Origin of the sequence: Craurococcus roseus (assembly GCF_039523795.1) — a bacterium.
Lineage (GTDB): Bacteria > Pseudomonadota > Alphaproteobacteria > Acetobacterales > Acetobacteraceae > Craurococcus > Craurococcus roseus.
In genome coordinates, this window is the sequence record NZ_BAAAFZ010000038.1 from 51458 (window position 1) to 67357 (window position 15900).

11 protein-coding genes are annotated in these 15900 nt (G+C 74.0%); 6 read left to right on the top strand and 5 right to left on the bottom strand.

The window, feature by feature from the left end:
* Window positions 1-70: 70 nt before the first annotated feature.
* Window positions 71-1936 (top strand): autotransporter assembly complex protein TamA, encoded by a 1866-nt coding sequence (locus ABD067_RS13665; RefSeq protein WP_343895862.1) that lies wholly within the window; start codon window positions 71-73, stop codon window positions 1934-1936.
* A gap of 2 nt (window positions 1937-1938) precedes the next feature.
* Window positions 1939-5730 (top strand): translocation/assembly module TamB domain-containing protein, encoded by a 3792-nt coding sequence (locus ABD067_RS13670; RefSeq protein ID WP_343895863.1) that lies wholly within the window; start codon window positions 1939-1941, stop codon window positions 5728-5730.
* A gap of 4 nt (window positions 5731-5734) precedes the next feature.
* Here the strand turns inward: ABD067_RS13670 and ABD067_RS13675 are convergent, their stop codons facing one another.
* Window positions 5735-6751, bottom strand: coding sequence for an NAD(P)H-dependent flavin oxidoreductase (locus ABD067_RS13675; RefSeq protein WP_343895864.1), 1017 nt, complete (start codon window positions 6749-6751; stop codon window positions 5735-5737).
* Between the two features lie 141 nt (window positions 6752-6892).
* Between ABD067_RS13675 and ABD067_RS13680 the strand changes: the two genes are divergently transcribed.
* From ABD067_RS13680 to ABD067_RS13690, 3 genes are all read left to right on the top strand, one after another.
* Complete coding sequence (locus tag ABD067_RS13680; protein WP_343895865.1) at window positions 6893-7864, top strand: Bug family tripartite tricarboxylate transporter substrate binding protein; 972 nt, start codon at window positions 6893-6895, stop codon at window positions 7862-7864.
* A gap of 91 nt (window positions 7865-7955) precedes the next feature.
* Window positions 7956-8915 (top strand): tripartite tricarboxylate transporter substrate binding protein, encoded by a 960-nt coding sequence (locus ABD067_RS13685; protein WP_343895866.1) that lies wholly within the window; start codon window positions 7956-7958, stop codon window positions 8913-8915.
* Window positions 8916-8925: 10 nt separating this feature from the next.
* Window positions 8926-9861 carry a 1-phosphofructokinase family hexose kinase gene (locus ABD067_RS13690; protein ID WP_343895867.1) on the top strand — a complete coding sequence of 312 codons (936 nt, stop codon included), beginning with the start codon at window positions 8926-8928 and terminating at the stop codon, window positions 9859-9861.
* Here ABD067_RS13690 and ABD067_RS13695 read toward each other — a convergent pair.
* Window positions 9833-10348, bottom strand: a complete 516-nt coding sequence (locus ABD067_RS13695; RefSeq protein WP_343895868.1) for an acyl-CoA thioesterase — start codon at window positions 10346-10348, stop codon at window positions 9833-9835. The genes ABD067_RS13690 and ABD067_RS13695 overlap by 29 nt on opposite strands.
* A gap of 107 nt (window positions 10349-10455) precedes the next feature.
* Between ABD067_RS13695 and ABD067_RS13700 the strand changes: the two genes are divergently transcribed.
* Window positions 10456-13101: a bifunctional acetate--CoA ligase family protein/GNAT family N-acetyltransferase gene (locus ABD067_RS13700; protein WP_343895869.1), complete on the top strand. Its 2646-nt coding sequence runs from the start codon at window positions 10456-10458 to the stop codon at window positions 13099-13101.
* Between the two features lie 18 nt (window positions 13102-13119).
* Here ABD067_RS13700 and ABD067_RS13705 read toward each other — a convergent pair whose 3' ends face one another.
* The 3 genes from ABD067_RS13705 to otnI form a co-directional block, all read right to left on the bottom strand.
* The gene (locus tag ABD067_RS13705; RefSeq protein ID WP_343895870.1) at window positions 13120-14001 is read right to left on the bottom strand and encodes a helix-turn-helix domain-containing protein; all 882 of its coding nucleotides are present in this window, start codon (window positions 13999-14001) and stop codon (window positions 13120-13122) included.
* A gap of 131 nt (window positions 14002-14132) precedes the next feature.
* Complete coding sequence (locus ABD067_RS13710) at window positions 14133-15023, bottom strand: 2-hydroxy-3-oxopropionate reductase (RefSeq protein ID WP_343895871.1); 891 nt, start codon at window positions 15021-15023, stop codon at window positions 14133-14135.
* A 31-nt stretch (window positions 15024-15054) separates the two neighbouring features.
* A complete protein-coding gene (otnI, locus tag ABD067_RS13715; protein ID WP_343895872.1) occupies window positions 15055-15837 on the bottom strand; it encodes a 2-oxo-tetronate isomerase in 783 nt (260 codons plus the stop codon).
* Between the last annotated feature and the right edge of the window lie 63 nt (window positions 15838-15900).

A 15900-nucleotide genomic window follows, 5' to 3' on the forward strand; every position in this document is an offset into this window, starting at 1 on the left:
TACTGTGGGCTTCCCGGTCTGGCCAATCCCCCTGCCCGGGAACTTCCGGCGCGACGAAGCTTTTTGGTACGTGTTGCGAACCACCAAAGCTTTGAGCCTGTGCCTGTGCCTCCTGATCGGCGCGGCGTCCTCCCAAGAGAGCCCGGGCGAACCGCCGCCGCTGAAGTACAGCGTCGAAATAGGGGAGTCCGGCGATTCGGGCGCGGACACCGCCATCGGTGCCGTGTCCCAACTCGTCCAATTGCGGGAACAGGCACCGACCGGCCCCTTGGGCGTCATCAACCGGGCGCGGGCCGACCAGGACCGTTTCCTCCGTGCCTTGGAGTCCGAGGGCTACTGGGGCGGGACCGCGCGCGTCACCATCGCCGGCCTGCCGCTCGACGCGCCCGACCTCCTGGAGCGGCTGGAACGGTTGGCCCTCGGCGACGGAAGCGTCCCGGTCGTCGTCTCCATCGACAAGGGCGAACTCTACAGGATCGGCAGCGTGTCCGTCCGGTCGGTCACGCCGGAGGGCGCGGCGGCGGCCGCCGCGGCGGCGGAGGGCCTCGCCCTGCGCGTGGGCGACCCCGCCCGCGCCGAGCCCGTCCTGACGGCCGAGCGCCGCCTGCTCGACCGGCTGCTGGCCGCCGGGCATCCGCTGGCGACGGTGGCGGGGCGGGAAACGGTGGTGAACCACGACCGGCGCCAGATGGACGTGGCGTGGCGCTTGGCCCCGGGGCCGGCGGCGCGCTTCGCCCCGCCCGAGGTGGAGGGCGCCGAGCGCGTCAGTACGCGCTTTCTCGAACGCTACGCCGCCGGCCGCTTGGCGGATGAACCTTACAGCCCGGACCGGCTTGAGCGGGCGCGGCGCGGCATGCTGGCGCTCGGCCCTTTCGCCGCGGTCCGAGCCCGGGCGGCCGACCGGCTCGACGAGTCCGGGCGCCTGCCCACCACTTTCACCGTTTCGGAGCGCCCCCGCCACGCCATCGGCTTCAGCGCCGCCTACGAAACCAATTTCGGCCCGTCGGTGCGGACGTACTGGGAGCACCGCAACCTCTTCGGCGGCGCCCAACGGCTCCGGGTGGAAGCGGAGGTGGCGCGCATCGGCACGGACGGCGCCATCAGCCAGATGACCTACCGTGGCGGCGTCACCTACCGGGACCCCGGCCTCTTCGGCCGCGACCTGACCCTGGTGGCCAACCTGTTCATTCTGCGCGAGCGCCTCAACGCCTACGACCGTGACGCCATCGGCGGCTCCGTGCTGTTCGAGCAGCGCCTGTCGGAGCGGCTGTTCGTGCAGGCGGGGCCGACGGTGGACGTCGGCAGCAGCGGGCCGTCGGACGGGTCCTTGACCGCGTACCAAATCGCCGGCGTGACCTTCGGCGGCCGGTACGACGGCACCGACAGCCTGCTCGACCCGTCGCGCGGTTGGCGGCTCAACGGCGCCCTCACGCCGTCCTGGAGCTTCTCGACCGACGCGCCTTTCGCGCCGCTGCGGGCGACGAGCAGCGCCTACCTGGACGTGCTCGGGGACCGCCGCACCATCTTCGCCGTCCGGGGCACGCTCGGCTCGCTCATGGGCGCGCAGTTGGGCGACGTGCCGCGGCACATCCGTTTCTACGCTGGCGGCGGCGGCTCGGTGCGCGGTTACGACTACCAGTCCATCGGTCCGCGCGACGAGCGGAACCGGCCGTCGGGCGGCGCCAGCCTGCTGGAGGCCAGCGCCGAGTTGCGCCAACGGGTCTGGGGCGACATCGGCGCCGTGGCCTTCGTGGATGCCGGCACCGTCGGCACCGGCTCCGCGCCCGACACCTCCAACCTGCGCGTCGGCGCCGGCTTCGGCCTCCGCTACCACACCCCGATCGGCCCGATCCGCGCCGACATCGGCGTGCCTTTGGTCAAGCAACGGGACTCGTCGAACTTCGGTCTCTACGTCGGCATCGGGCAGGCGTTCTGACCATGCGGCGGGTGCTTCGCTGGGCGCTCATCCTGGTCTTCCTGGCGGTCGCCCTCCCGGTGGCCGCCCTGGTCGGCGCGCTCGTGTGGGCGAACACCGAGGCCGGGCAGGCCCGCTTGGCCGCGCTCGCCTCGGCGCAGGTACCGGGCCTCGCCATCGAAGGCCTGCACGGGCCGCTGCCGTCCGTGGCCGGGGCGGCGCGCATCACCATGGCCGACGCGGACGGCGTTTGGCTCACGGTCGATGGCGCACGCCTCGCCCTGGACTACTCGGCCCTGCTGCGCCGGGAATTCCGGATCGAAGCCGTCGAGGCCGACAGGATCGAGATCGTCCGCCCGCCGCTTCCCGGACCTGAGACGCCGCCGGAACCGCGGCAGCCCTCCGAAGGCGTCCTGCCGCGCTTGCCCGAGTTGCCGGTGGCGGTGTCGCTCGACCGGCTGGAGGTGCGGCGGCTGGAAATCGGCGAGCCCGTGGTCGGCACACCCTCCGCCTTCGCGGTCACGACGAATGCGCGCCTCGGCGACGGGGCGCTGCGGGCGGCGCTCGACGCCAAGCGGCTCGACGCAGAAGGCCGGGCTTCGATCGACCTGCGCCTCTCGCCCGCCGAAGACAGCCTCCACGCCAAGGCGACGGTCCGCGAGGGGCCGGACGGGGTGGTGCCGACCCTGCTCAAGCAGCCGGGCAAACCCTTTGAGCTGGACCTCTCGCTCGAGGGCCCCGCCTCGGGTGCCGCCCTAGACCTTGCGGCGGGCCTCGGACCCGATCTCGCCCTGAAGCTTGGCGGCACGGTGCGGGCTGCGCCGGACGGCGCCGCCGGTGCCGACCTGGACGGCACCGCGCGCGTCGCCGCCCTGCTGCCGCCGGACATCGCCCCTTTGGCCGGCGGCGCCGAGTTCTCGCTGCGCGCCGACCTCGGCGCCGACCGGCGCGTCGCCCTGCACCGGCTCGACCTGCGCGTGCCGGCCGCGACCGTCTCGGCCACCGGGCGGGCCGACCTGTCGGCGGAAACCGTGGACGCGCAGGTCGCGCTCAACGTGGCCGAGGCCGAGCGCCTGCGCCCGTTGGTGCCCGAAACGGTGCGCTGGGCCGGCATCGCGGCCAAGGCCCGCATCGGCGGCACCTTCTCCGAACCGTCCATCGAACTCGACGTGGTGCCTGAAGCGCTCGGCACCGGCGTTCCGCAAACGGACGCGCTGCTCGGGCCTTCGCCGCGCTTGGCGCTCCGCGCCGCGCTGCCCGGGCCGCGCTTCGACGCCAAGCTCGACGGCGCGGCGTCGAACTTCTCGGCCAAGGGCAACCTGTCGGGGGAAACGATCGCCCTCGACGCCAGCGTGTCGGTGCCGGACCTCGCGGTGTTGGGCGCCGGTTCCGAAGGCGCCCTGGAAGCCGACCTCCACGCGGAAGGACCGCTGAACAACCCCGATCTGACCCTGCAAGCGCGCTCCGGCCGCATCGAGGCCGCGGGCCGGGTGCTGGAGCGGTTGGTCCTCGACGCCACGGTCAAGCAGCCCGCCTCCGCGCCGACGGTGGACGCGCGCGCTTCGGGCGAGATCGAAAACCTGCCCATTTCGCTGGCCGTGCGCGGACGGCCGCAGGGCCAAGCGCTGCGGCTGGAGGAAGGCACCGCGCAACTCGGCCGGGCCCGGTTGGAAGCCGCCGGCCTGTTGGACACGACCGGGCCGGCGGGGCCGGTGTTCGAAGGCACGGCCCGCCTGGAGGCGTCCGACCTCGCCCCGCTCACGCGCTTGGCGGGCCAAGCCGGCGTGGCGGGGCGCTTGGCGCTGGAGGCCACCCTCGACCGCGCGCCGAGCGGGGAGCAAGCCTTCGACGTGCGCCTGGACGCGCCCCGCCTCGTCTACGCCGGCACCGAAGGCACGCTCCGCGCCACGGCGAAGGGGACGCCGTCCGACCTGGCGTGGACCATCCAGGGGCGGGCGCCGGACGGGAGCGTTTCGGGGCGGGGCACGTTCGCTTCGATCGACGGCGGGCGCCGGCTCGACCTCGAAAGCCTCGAAGCGCAGGGCCTCGGCGAAACGCTCAGGCTGGTTTCGCCGGCGCAGGTCGCCCTGGGCGCCGACGGCGGCATCCGGCTTTCCGGCCTGGCGCTGGCGCTCGGGCGCGGCGGCCGGTTGCAGGCCGCCGGCCGCTGGGGGCCCGAACGCGCGGACCTGACGGCGACGGTCAACGCGCTGCCGTTGTCGTTCGTCGGCCGCTTCGCGCCCGATGTCCGCCCCGAAGGGACGCTCTCGGCTGAGGTGCGCGCCACCGGGCCGGTGTCCGAGCCGGAGATACGCGGCACGGTGCAAGCGACCGGCCTCAAGGCCGGGGCCGACTGGGCCAAGGGCCTCCCCGTCGCGTCCTTGCGGGGCGAGGGGCGTCTGGTCGGCGAGAGCGCCCAGTTGCGCGCCGAACTCGAAGCCGGTGCCGCCGGCCGGCTGGTGGCGACGGCGCGGCTCCCCCGCGGCTTCGGCCCTTCCGCGCCGTTGGAAGCGTCGCTGGACGGCAACCTCAACCTCGCCCCGCTCGCCGCGCCCTTCTTGGCCGCCGGCGCGGACCGCCTCACCGGCCGCCTCGCGGTGGCGCTCCGCGCCGGAGGCACAGTGGGCGCGCCCGAATTGGCCGGCCGCGCCACGCTGTCGGACGGCGATTACCGCAACACGCTCTACGGCGTCCGGATCAGCAACCTGAACGGCACCGTCGTCGGCGACGGCTCCCGGCTGGTGATCGAGCGGCTCGAAGGGCGCACCGCCGGCAACGGCACCATTTCGGTCGCAGGCAGCGTCGACGTGGGGGCCGCCGGCTTCCCGGCCGACATCCGCATCACGGCGCGCGACGCCAGGCCCGTGGTGTCCGAGCTCGTCACCGCGACCCTCGGCGCGGACCTCCGCTTGACCAGGCCGATCACCGGCGGCGGCCTGCTGTCCGGCGAGGTCCGCATCCAGAACGCGGAGATCCGCATACCCAGCCAGTTGCCGGCGAGCGTGCCGACGCTCACCAACGTGCGCGAGGTGGGCCGGCCGCCGAACGGCCGCCCGCGCCGGAGGCCGGAGCCCGCGGCCGCGCCGGCGTCCTCCGGCCCGCCGCTGAATCTCGACGTGCGCGTGCTCGCGCCGCGGTCCGTCTTCATCCGCGGCCGGGGCGTCGACGTCGAGCTGGGCGGCGACGTGACGGTCGGCGGCACCGTCGCCGAGCCGGTGCCGCGCGGCGGGCTGACGCTGCGGCGCGGCACGTTGAGCCTGCTGGCGCGGCGCCTCGATTTCCGGCGCGGCACCATCAACTTCGCCGCCGGCACGCTGATCCCGCAGCTCGACCTGGAAGCGCGGTCGGTGTCGGGGCAGAACACGATCAGCGTCTTCATCCGCGGCACGCCCACCTCGCCGGAGGTGACGTTCTCCTCCGTGCCGGAGCTGCCGCAGGACGAGGTCCTCGCGCAGCTCCTGTTCGGCAAGGCGACCAGCGGCCTGTCGCCCCTCGAACTCGCGCAGATCGGCGCCGCGGTCGCCCAGCTCACCGGCGTCGGCGGCAGCGGCGGCGGCCCGCTGGACCGCGTGCGCAGCGCCCTGGGCCTGGACCGGCTGGGCGTCGGCGGCGGCAACGGCTCCACGGCGTCGCCCACGGTCGAGGCCGGCCGCTACGTCGCGCCCGGCGTGTTCCTCGGCGTGCGGCAGGGCACGCAAGGGCAGACCGGGGTCGGCGTCCAGGTGGAGATCACGCCGCGCCTCAAGCTCGAGGGCGAAACCGCGACCGGCCCCGCGGGCGACCGCCTCGGCTTCTCCTACGAGCTGGAGTACTGAAGCGTCATTCCGCGGCGTCGCTCAGCGCCGCCGCGTCCCAGGCCGGATTGAGCATCGGCGACGGCGTGCCGAGCCGCGACCGCGCCGTGTGGTACTCGCGCCGGAGTTGCGCGACCAACTCCCCGGCCGGCACCACCCCGCGCACCCCGCCGATGCCTTGGCCCGCCCCCCAGATGTCCTTCCAGCGCCGCTTGCTGCGGTCGGTCCCGAAGTTCATCTGCGCGGGGTCGGAGGTCGGCAGGTTGTCCGGATCGAGGCCGGCCCGGCGCAGCGACGGCTTCAGGTAGTTGCCGTGAACGCCCGTGATGAGGTTGGTGTAGACGATGTCGCCGGCCGCGTGGTCCACGACCATCTGCTTGTGCTCGTCCACCGCCCGCGCCTCCGCCGTGGCGATGAAGGCGCTGCCGACGTAGCCGAAATCCGCGCCCATCGCCTCGGCGGCGAGGATCGAGGCGCCGTGCGAGATCGCGCCCGACAAGGCGAGCGGCCCGTCGAACCACTCGCGCGTTTCCCGCACCAAGGCGAAGGGCGAGAGCGCGCCGGCGTGCCCGCCCGCGCCGGCCGCCACGAGCACCAGCCCGTCCGCGCCCTTCTCGACCGCCTTCCGCGCGAAGGTCTGGTTGATGACGTCGTGCAGGACGAAGCCGCCGTAGGAGTGGACCGCCTCGTTCACCTCCGGCCGGGCCCCCAGGCTGGTGATGACCATCGGCACCCGCTGCTTCACGCAGACCGCGAGGTCCTGCTCCAGCCGGTCGTTGGAGCGGTGGACGATCAGGTTGATGGCGAAGGGCGCGGCGGGGCGGTCGGGGTGCCGGGCGTCGTGCGCGGCCAAGCGCTCCCGGATCTCCACCACCCATTCCTCGAACTGCTCGGCCGGACGCGCATTCAGCGAGGGCATGGAGCCCACGATTCCGGCGGTGCATTGCGCCACCACGAGGTCGGGCACCGAGATGATGAAGAGCGGCGCCGCGATGGCCGGCAGGGAGAGCCGGCCCTCCAGGCTGGCGAGCAGGGGGGACATGCGGGGCGCTCCTCGAACGATCGGCCGCCGGATGTCGCCACGCGAGCGTTGCACGGTCAAGCCAGGCCCTGGAACCGCGCTTCCCGGCGCCGAACCGCCGTGCGAACGTCCGGGCGAAGGCGAGGGAGGAAAATCATGGTCATGGCGCCGCAGGGCCGCCGCGCCTTGCTCGGGGCCGGTTTGGGCGCGGGTCTGGCGGCACCGGCCGTTCTCGCGCAACCGGGCTTCCCGGACCGGCCGGTGACGCTGGTGGTCCCGTTCCCGCCCGGCGGCTCCACCGACGTCATGGCCCGGCTCCTCGCCGAGCGCATGGCGCCCCTGCTGGGCCAGCCCGTGCTGGTGGAGAACCGCCCGGGCGGCGCCACTGTGGTCGGCGCGGAAGCGGTCGCCCGGAGCGCGCCGGACGGTCACACGGTGCTGGTCAACTCCGGCACCACGCTCACCATCAACCCGCTGCTGATGCGGAACCTGCCCTACCGGCCGGAGTCCTTCGCGCCGGTCTCCTTGCTCTCCACGCTGCCCTTCGCGTTCCTGCTCCAGAACCGCCTGCCCGCGACCATCCCGGAGTTCGTGGCCTTCGCCAAGGCTAGGCCGGGCAAGCTGAACTACGGCACCAACGGCCCGTCCTCCTTCAACAACATCGTCGCCGTGCTGGTCTCGGAGGCGCTCGGCATCCGCATGCAGGACGTGACCTACCGGGGCGACTCCGCCCAGCTCAACGACTTCGTCGCGGGGACGCTCGACCTGCTGGTGGTGGGCGGGAGCTCGGCCATCGGCCCGCACCGCAACGGCCAGGGCCGCATCCTGGCCTGGACCGGCGACAAGCGGATGCCGATGACGCCGGAGATCCCGATCTTCGCCGAAGTGGCGCCCGAAGCGATCGGCCAAACGTGGTTCGGCCTCGCCGTGCCCGCGCGCACCCCGGCGGGGCCCATCGAACGCTTGTCGGCCGCCGCCGCCCGCGCCTTGCAGGAACCGGCGCTGCGCGACCGGCTGCTCGGAGAAGGGCAGTTCGCCGTCGGGTCGTCGCCGACTGAGTACGCCGCCTTCCTGGCCCGGGAAATGGACCGCTGGCGCCCGCTCCTCGCGCGCATGGACATCAAGGTGGACTGATCCGCAGGCCGCCCCATGTCCGTTGCGCCCGCGCCGCCGAAGCAATAGGTGGGGCGGCGCGGCGGATGGCGCGCCGGGAAGGGGAAAGGGCATGGTGCAGCGGAGGAGCTTGGTCGCGCTGGCCGCGGCGTGCGCGGCGGGCCCGCGGATCGCGCGGGGGCAGGGGTTCGACGGCCCCGTCACCATCGTGGTCCCGTTCACGCCCGGCACGGGCGTCGACATCCTCGCCCGCTTGGTCGCGCCGTTCCTCCAGAACCGCTTCGGCCAGCCCTTCGTCGTGGAGAACCGCGCAGGCGCCTCCGGCAACATCGGCACCCAGGCGGTCGCCCGCGCGGCGCCGGACGGCCGAACGCTGATGCTCCAGGCCAACACCTTCGTCATGAACCCCGGCCTGTTCAAACAGGTGCCCTACGACCCCGTCGGGAGCTTCACCCCCGTCATCCGCCTGACCCGCGGCGACTTGGTGCTGGCGGTCCACCCGGGCACGCCCGCCGTGGACGCCAAAGCCTTCGCGGACCTCGCCCGCACGCGCACGCTCGATTATGCCAGCCCCGGCATCGGCACGCCGCAGCACCTGGGCATGGAGCTGTTCCGCTTGGTGGCGCGCATCCCGCTCAACCACATCCCGTACCGCGGCAGCGCCCCCGCCATCCAGGACCTGATCGGCGGCCGCGTGGCGGCGATGGTGCTGCCGGTCCACACCGCCATTCCGCTCGCGTCGGGCGGCCAGATCCGGATGCTGTCGGTGGGCAGCCCCCAGCGCTCCGCCGCGGTGCCGGACGTGCCCACCATGGCGGAAGCGGGCTTCCCGGGCGCCGAGGTGGACCTGTGGTACGGCCTGCTCGCCCCCGCCGGCCTCCCGCCCGCGTTGCAGGAATCGCTGCGCGCGGCACTCGACGAATGGTTGCGCTTGCCTGCGACCAAGGACCAGCTTTCGGCGCAGGGCATGGTAACCGTGGGCGGCAGCTCCGCGGACTTCGCCTCGGTGATCGCCGCCGACCGGGACCGCTGGGCGTCCGTCATCCGCCAAGCCGGCCTGTCGGCCGACTGACCGCCCCGCCATGCGCAACCGGATCGTCACGCTCACCCTGAACCCGACCGTCGACATCGCCTCGGACGCCGACCGGGTGCGCCCTGTCCACAAGGTGCGGACGAAGAACGAGACTTTCGACCCCGGCGGCGGCGGTGTGAACGTCTCGCGCGTGCTGCGCGAGCTGGGCGCCGACACGCTGGCCGTCGTCACCGCGGGCGGCGTCAGCGGCCGGTTGCTGGAGGAGCTGCTGGACGGCGGCGGCGTGCCGCGCGCCTCCGTCCCGACCGCCGAGCGCACCCGCATCAGCTACACGGTGCACGACCTCGGCGCGGGGCAGGAATACCGCTTCGTCCCGCAAGGCCCCGCGCTGTCCGAGACGGAATGGCAGGCGGCGCTCGCCGCGCTCGACGCTTCGGACGGGGGTTGGATCGTCGCCAGCGGGAGCTTGCCGCGCGGCGTCCCGGACGACTTCTACGCCCGCGCGGCCGCCGACGCGAAGCGCCGTGGCAGGCGCTTCGTGCTGGACACCTCCGGCGCCCCGTTGCGCGCGGCGCTGGGGCAAGGCTTGGCGCTCATCAAGCCGAGTTGGGGCGAATTCGAGGCCCTGGTGGGCGAGGTCGCCCCTACGTCCGAAGCGCAGGACGCGGCGGCGCTCCGCTTGGCGCGCGAAGGCGCGGCGGAGCTGGTGGCCATCACCCTCGGCCGCGACGGCGCGATCCTGGCCGAGTCGGGCAGGGGCGTGCTGCGCCTTCCGGCGCTGGACGTGCCCGCCGTCGGCGCGGTGGGCGCGGGCGACAGCTTCCTCGCCGCGATGGTCTGCGCCCTGTCCAGAGGGGAGCCGCCGCGCGAAGCCTTCGCCTGGGGCATGGCCGCCGGCGCCGCCGCCGTGATGCGCCCGGGCACGGCCCACCCGCGCAAGGAGGACGTGGAAGCACTCAGGCGCCGGATCGGCCCGGTGGAGTAGCGGCCGCCGCGGCGCCGTCCCGGCGGGCTAGCGCCAAACGCCGTGGCGCCCGCCCCGTCGCCTCCGTGGCGAAGCGTTCCAGCACTTCGGGCGGCCATCCGGTGACGCGCCGCGCGGAAAGGTCCACGCACAGGTAGAGCACCTCGTTTTCCGCGGCCAACCAGCCCTCGTCGGCGTGCAGCATCCGGTGCAGCCCGAGCAGGCGCTTGCCGTCGAAGGCGAGCACCTCGCTCTCGCAGGCCAGCGGCATGCCTTCCCGCACCTCGCGCACGTAGTTGACCCAGGTTTCGGCGGCGAAGGTGCCGAGGCCCTTCGCCTTGAACGGCGCGTCCAGCCCGAGCCTCGGCCACAGCGCGTCCGTCGCCATGTCGAACACGGCGAGGTAGAACGCCATGTTCATATGGCCGTAGCTGTCCACCCACTCCGGACGGACGGTCGCGAGGGGCGCGGCCCCCGTCGGAAAACGGCCGCTCGATCCCGAGCCCAATCGACCCTCCCATCCCGCCGTTGGCGAACCGCCGCGCCGGGCCGCGCCGCGGCTTGCGGCTTGCGGCTTGCGGCTGGCCGCGCGTCCGCGCCATGCTGTGCCGCGGAATGGACGCGCGCAACCAACCGCCCCAGCTCTCGCCCACCCGAAACGCGGCCCTTTTCCGCCCCCGCAGCGTCGCCCTCTTCGCCGAAGGCGGCGACACGCGGGACGCGGAGGTGATAGCCCGCAACCTGGCCGCCGGCGGCTTCTCCGGGAAACTCTATGCCTGCGGCGTCGCGGCCCCGGGCCTGGAGCCGGTGGGCGCCGTCGGCGACCTGCCCGAAGCGCCGGACCTGGCCGTGCTCTGCATGCCCGAACCCGCGCTCGCCACGACCGCCGCGGAACTGGCGCGGCGCGGGTGCCGGGCCGTGATCGTGCCCGGACAGGCCCCCGACCTCGGCCGCATCGCGGCCGGCGCGGGCGTGCGGGCGATGGGACCCCACAGCTTCGGCCTGTGCGTGCCGGCGATCGGCCTGAACGCGTCGCTGACGCACCTGGCGCCGGCACCGGGCCGGCTCGCGCTGGTGAGCCAATCCGCCGCCACGACGCGCGCGGTGCTGGACTGGGCGGCGTCGGAAGGCCTCGGCTTCAGCCACGTCGTGGGCATCGGCGGCAACGCCAATGTCGGCTTCGCCACCACGCTGGATTGGCTCGCGCGGGAACCGGGCACCGGCGCGGTGCTGCTCGACATGCGGCTGATCCGCAACCGCCGCGCCTTCGTCTCCGCCGCGCGCGCCGTCGCCCGCACCCGGCCGGTGGTGGCGTTGCGCGCGGGCGGGCGCGGCGCCGACGGCGGCTCCGGCATCGGCGAAGCGGTGATGGACGCGGCGCTCCGCCGCGCCGGCGTGCTCCGCGTCGCGGGGTTGGAGGACCTGCTCGCGGCGGCGGAAACGCTGGCGCGCGTGCGCCGGACGCGTTCGCCAGACCTCCGCGACGGCGACCGCATCGCCCTGGTCGGGAACGGCCTGGGGCTGGGGCGCATCGCCGCGGACGCCGTGGTGAAAGGCGGCGGCCGCTTGGCGCGGCTGGACCCGGAGGCGGGCGCCTGCCTCCGGCTCCACATGCCGGACGCGGCGCCGGCGTTCAACCCGCTGTCGCTCGGCGCCGCCGCCGGCACGCGCCTGGCCGAAGCCGCCGCCCTCTTCGCCGCGGCGCCGGAGGTGGACGCGGTGGTCGCGCTGCACGCGCCGACCCCCCACGGCGACGACGCGGCCGCCGCCGAAGCGATGGTCGCGGCCGCCACCGCGCAACGCGGCCGCTCCGCCCCCGTGCTCGTAGCCTGGACCGGGCAGGAAACCGCGGCGGCGCAGCGGCGGGCGATGACGGCCGCGGGCTTGGCGGTGTTCGACACCCCGGAAGCCGCGGTGCGGGGCGCCCTCCACCTCGCCCAGGACCGCCGGAACCGCGCGGCCGCCGCCGAGTTGCCGCCGCGCGAGGTGCTCGACCTGAAGCCGGACCGCGCCTCGGTGCGCCGCATCCTGGACGGGGCGATGATCGACGGGCGGCTCGCGCTCGACGAGGAGGAATCCCTCGCGGTGCTGGCCGCCTACGGCTTGCCGACGGTGCCGTGCCGGCGCGCGGCCGGCCCGGCCGAAGCGGCGGACGCCGCGGCCATGCTGCGCTTCCCCGTCGTGCTCAAGGTCCTCAGCCCGGGGCTCCGGCACAAGAGCGAGGTCGGCGGCGTCGTGCTCGGCCTCAACTCCGCGCGCGCCGTGAGCGAGGCCGCGGAGGCCATGCTGGACCGCCTGCGGACGGCCAGGCCCGATGCGCCGGCGCGCGGCTTCCTGGTGCAGCGGCAGGCGGCGGGCCGCGCGCTGGAGCTGCGCCTGCGCCTCGGCGACGACCCGATGTTCGGGCCCTGGATCGGCTTCGGCCAGGGAGGCACGACGGCCGACATCGCCGGGGACGAAGCCTACGACCTCCCGCCGCTGAACCTGGCCCTGGCGTCGCAGCTCATCGGGCGGTCGCGCGCCGCCAAGCTCTTGGCCGGCTACCGCGACTGGCCGCCGGCCGACCGGGCCGCGGTGGCGCAAGCGCTGGTGCGCCTGTCGCAGATCGCGGTGGACTGGCCCGGGATCGCGGCGTGCTCGATCAACCCGTTGATCGCCGACGCGGAGGGCGTGCTCGCCCTGGACGCCTCCTTCACGCTGCGGCCGCCGGGCGAAACGGGGGTGCTCGCCATCCCGCCCTACCCGGCGGAGCTGGCGCGGCCGTTCCGCACCCCGGCGGGGGAGGTGCTGACCGTGCGGCCGATCCGGCCGGAGGACGCCGCGGCGCACGCCGAAGCCTTCCGCCGCATCCCGCCGGCCGACGTGCGCTGGCGGTTCTTCTCGCCGATCCGGGAGCTGTCGCCGGCGCTGGTCGCCCGGCTGGTGCAGATCGACTACGACCGCGAGATGGCCTTCATCGCCACCCGCGAAGCCACCGGCGAAACCCTGGGCGTCGCGCGGCTGATCCGCGATCCGGACGGGGACGAAGCCGAGTTCGCCATCATCGTCGGCGACGAGGTGAAGGGCACCGGCCTCGGCCGCTTCCTGATGGAGCGGCTGTTCGAATGGGCGGCGGAGCACGGCGTCCGCAGGATCGCCGGTCAGGTGCTGTCGGACAACGCTACGATGCTGGCCTTCGTGAAAAAGCTCGGCTTCGCCCTGCGCCGGTCCGAGGAGGAGGACGGCGTGATGGTGGCGGAACGCGACGTCGCCGCCGCATGAGGCGTCGCCTGGCCGCGGCTACTCGGGGCGCCGCGCTTCCGCCACCATCGCGCGCACCCGCGCCGCGGCGTCGGCGCCTTTGAGCGCGTCGCGCCACGCCGCTTCCGCCACGCGTTGGTGGACGGCGATGGCGTCGTCGGCGCCGATGATGCTGGCGACGCCGGCCGCCGCGAAGGGCGCCGCGTCCGGCGCGAACGGCGTGCCCACCACGTTGGCCCGGTCGCGGCCGCGCAGCACCATGAAGGCGCCGCTCGCGTCCGGGCCGGAAGCCAAGCCGATCTGCACGCCGATCGGCACCGACTCCATCAGCCCCGCCATGGCCTCGGCTTCGGCCTGCGCCGCCGCGCGGCAGCGGGCGCGGACGCGTTCCGGGACGGCCAGGCCGGCCGCCACGCCCTCCGCCAGGAAGCGCTGGATCGACGCTTCGGACAGGATCGCCAGGATGTTGGCGCGGCGCTGCTGGTGCGCCCGGCGCCGGGCGGCCAGGAGTCCGAGGGACTGCTCCGCGGCGGCGCGCGCCGCGAAGCGGTCGGCGTGGGCGTCCGCGGCCTCCGTCCAGGCCTCGGTCACCGCGCTGTCGAACGCTTCGGTCGCGGTCTGGTAGCAGAGGGCGCCGCCGAACAGGATCACCTGCTCCGCCTGCTCCTCGATCTGCCGCAGCCGTTCCAGGAACGCCACGGGCCGCGCGAAGTACTCGACGCCGATGCCGAGCAGCGAAAGCGGGGAGATCTTCAGGAGCTCGGCCAACCGCCGCACGGTGTCGAGCTTGATGACCTCGCCTTTCTCGTACCGATACAACGCGGCGCGCGAAACGCCCAGGCGCGCCGCGATCTCCTCCGCCCGCAGGCCGGATTCGAGTCGGTAGGCCCGCAACTGCTGCCCTATGTCGGCGAACTTCATCAAACCCCCGGTCGCTCGCGCGAATCGCCCAAAGGGGATTCTTTTAGATGAAATCTCGCCCCATTGGAACCTTTCGTGAAAAAACGTCCATCTTTCACCGAATGGCGCGGCGGGGCCACGGCCGCGGGTCGCTACTCGGCGTCCGGCGCGACCTTGCCGGCGGCCATGACCTCGAGCGCGCGCACCAGGCCCGAGTGGTCCCAATCCGCGCCGCCTGCCGCGACGCACGCGGAGAAAAGTTGCTGCGTGGACGCCGTGTTGGGCAGGGGGACGCCGAGGTCGCGGCCCGCTTGCAGCGCCAGGTTCAGGTCCTTCTGGTGCAGCTTGATGCGGAAGCCGGGGTCGAACTTGCGCCCGATCATGCGCTCGCCGTGCAACTCCAGGACGCGCGACGTGGCGAGGCCGCCCATCAGCGCCTGCCGAACCTTCGCCGGGTCCGCCCCGGCCTTGGCCGCGAACACCAGCGCCTCCGCGACCGCCTCGATGGTGAGCGCAACCACGATCTGGTTGGCGACCTTGCAGGTCTGCCCGGCGCCGTTCTCCTCGCCGACCAGGGTGATGTTCTTGCCCATCGCCTGGAACAGCGGCAGGGCGCGTTCGAAGGCCGCTTTCGGGCCACCCGCCATGATGGTCAGCGTCGCCTGCTTGGCCCCGACCTCGCCGCCCGACACCGGCGCGTCGAGGTAGTCGCAGCCTTCCTCGTTGACGCGGGCCGCGAAGCCGCGCGTGGCCGTCGGGCTGATCGAGCTCATGTCGATCACCAGCTTGCCCGCCGACAACCCGTCCGCGACGCCGGCCGGCCCGAACAGCGCCGCCTCGACGTCCGGCGTGTCCGGCACCATCAGGATCACGACCTCGGCCGCCTGCGCGACCGCGCGCCCATCGGGGAGGACGGTCGCCGCCGAGCGGATCTCGGGCGTCAGGCTGGCCCGCTCCGGGACGTGGATCTCGTGGCCCGCCCCCTTGAGGTGCATGGCCATCGGCCTGCCCATGATGCCGAGCCCGACGAAGCCGATCTTCATGGCCTGGGTGTCCTCCCGTGGATGGTCGTCGTCAGGCGCGGTACGGGGCGAACCAGCCGAGCCCGTCCTCCGTCGCGCCGGCGGGGCGGTACTCGCAGCCGATCCAGCCCTTGAAGCCCGATTCGTCGACCCGGCGGAACACGAAGGGCCAATTGACCTCGCCGGTCCCGGGCTCGTGCCGCCCGGGCGTGTCGGCCACCTGCATGTGCGCGACCAACGGCAGGTGGCGCTCCATCGTCGGCACCAAGTCGCCCTCGGTGATCTGGCAGTGGTACAGGTCGAACTGCAACCCGAGTCGGTCCGGCCCGCCCACCGCTTCGATCACCGCCGCCGCCTCGTCCGTCGTGTTGAGGAAGAAGCCGGGTATGTCCCGATGGTTGATGGGCTCGATGACCGGCTTGACGCCGGCCTTGGCGCACTCCTCCGCCGCCCAGGCGAGGTTGACTGCGTATGTCGCCAGCAACGTGTCCCGCGCGACGTCCGCCGGCGCCAACCCGGCCATGACGTGCAGGAGCGGGCAGGACAGCGCGTCCGCGTATTCCAGGGCGCGCTTGATCCCGTCCCGGAACTCGGCGCCGCGGCCGGGGAGCGCGGCAAACCCGCGTTCGCCGGCGCCCCAATCGCCGGGCGGCGCGTTGAACAGCGCCTGCGACAACCCGTTGTCCCGCAGCCGTCGCGCGATCTCCCCGGCGGGGTGCTCGTAGGGGAACAGGAACTCCACGGCGGCAAAGCCCGCGGCGCGGGCGCGCGCGAAGCGGTCGAGGAAGGGGACCTCGGTGAACATCATGGACAGGTTGGCGGCGAAGCGCGGCATGGCGCTGTCTCCCTCGAAGCTGCGCGCTGCGGCGATGGCGGCCCCGCGCACGCTAACGGTGGC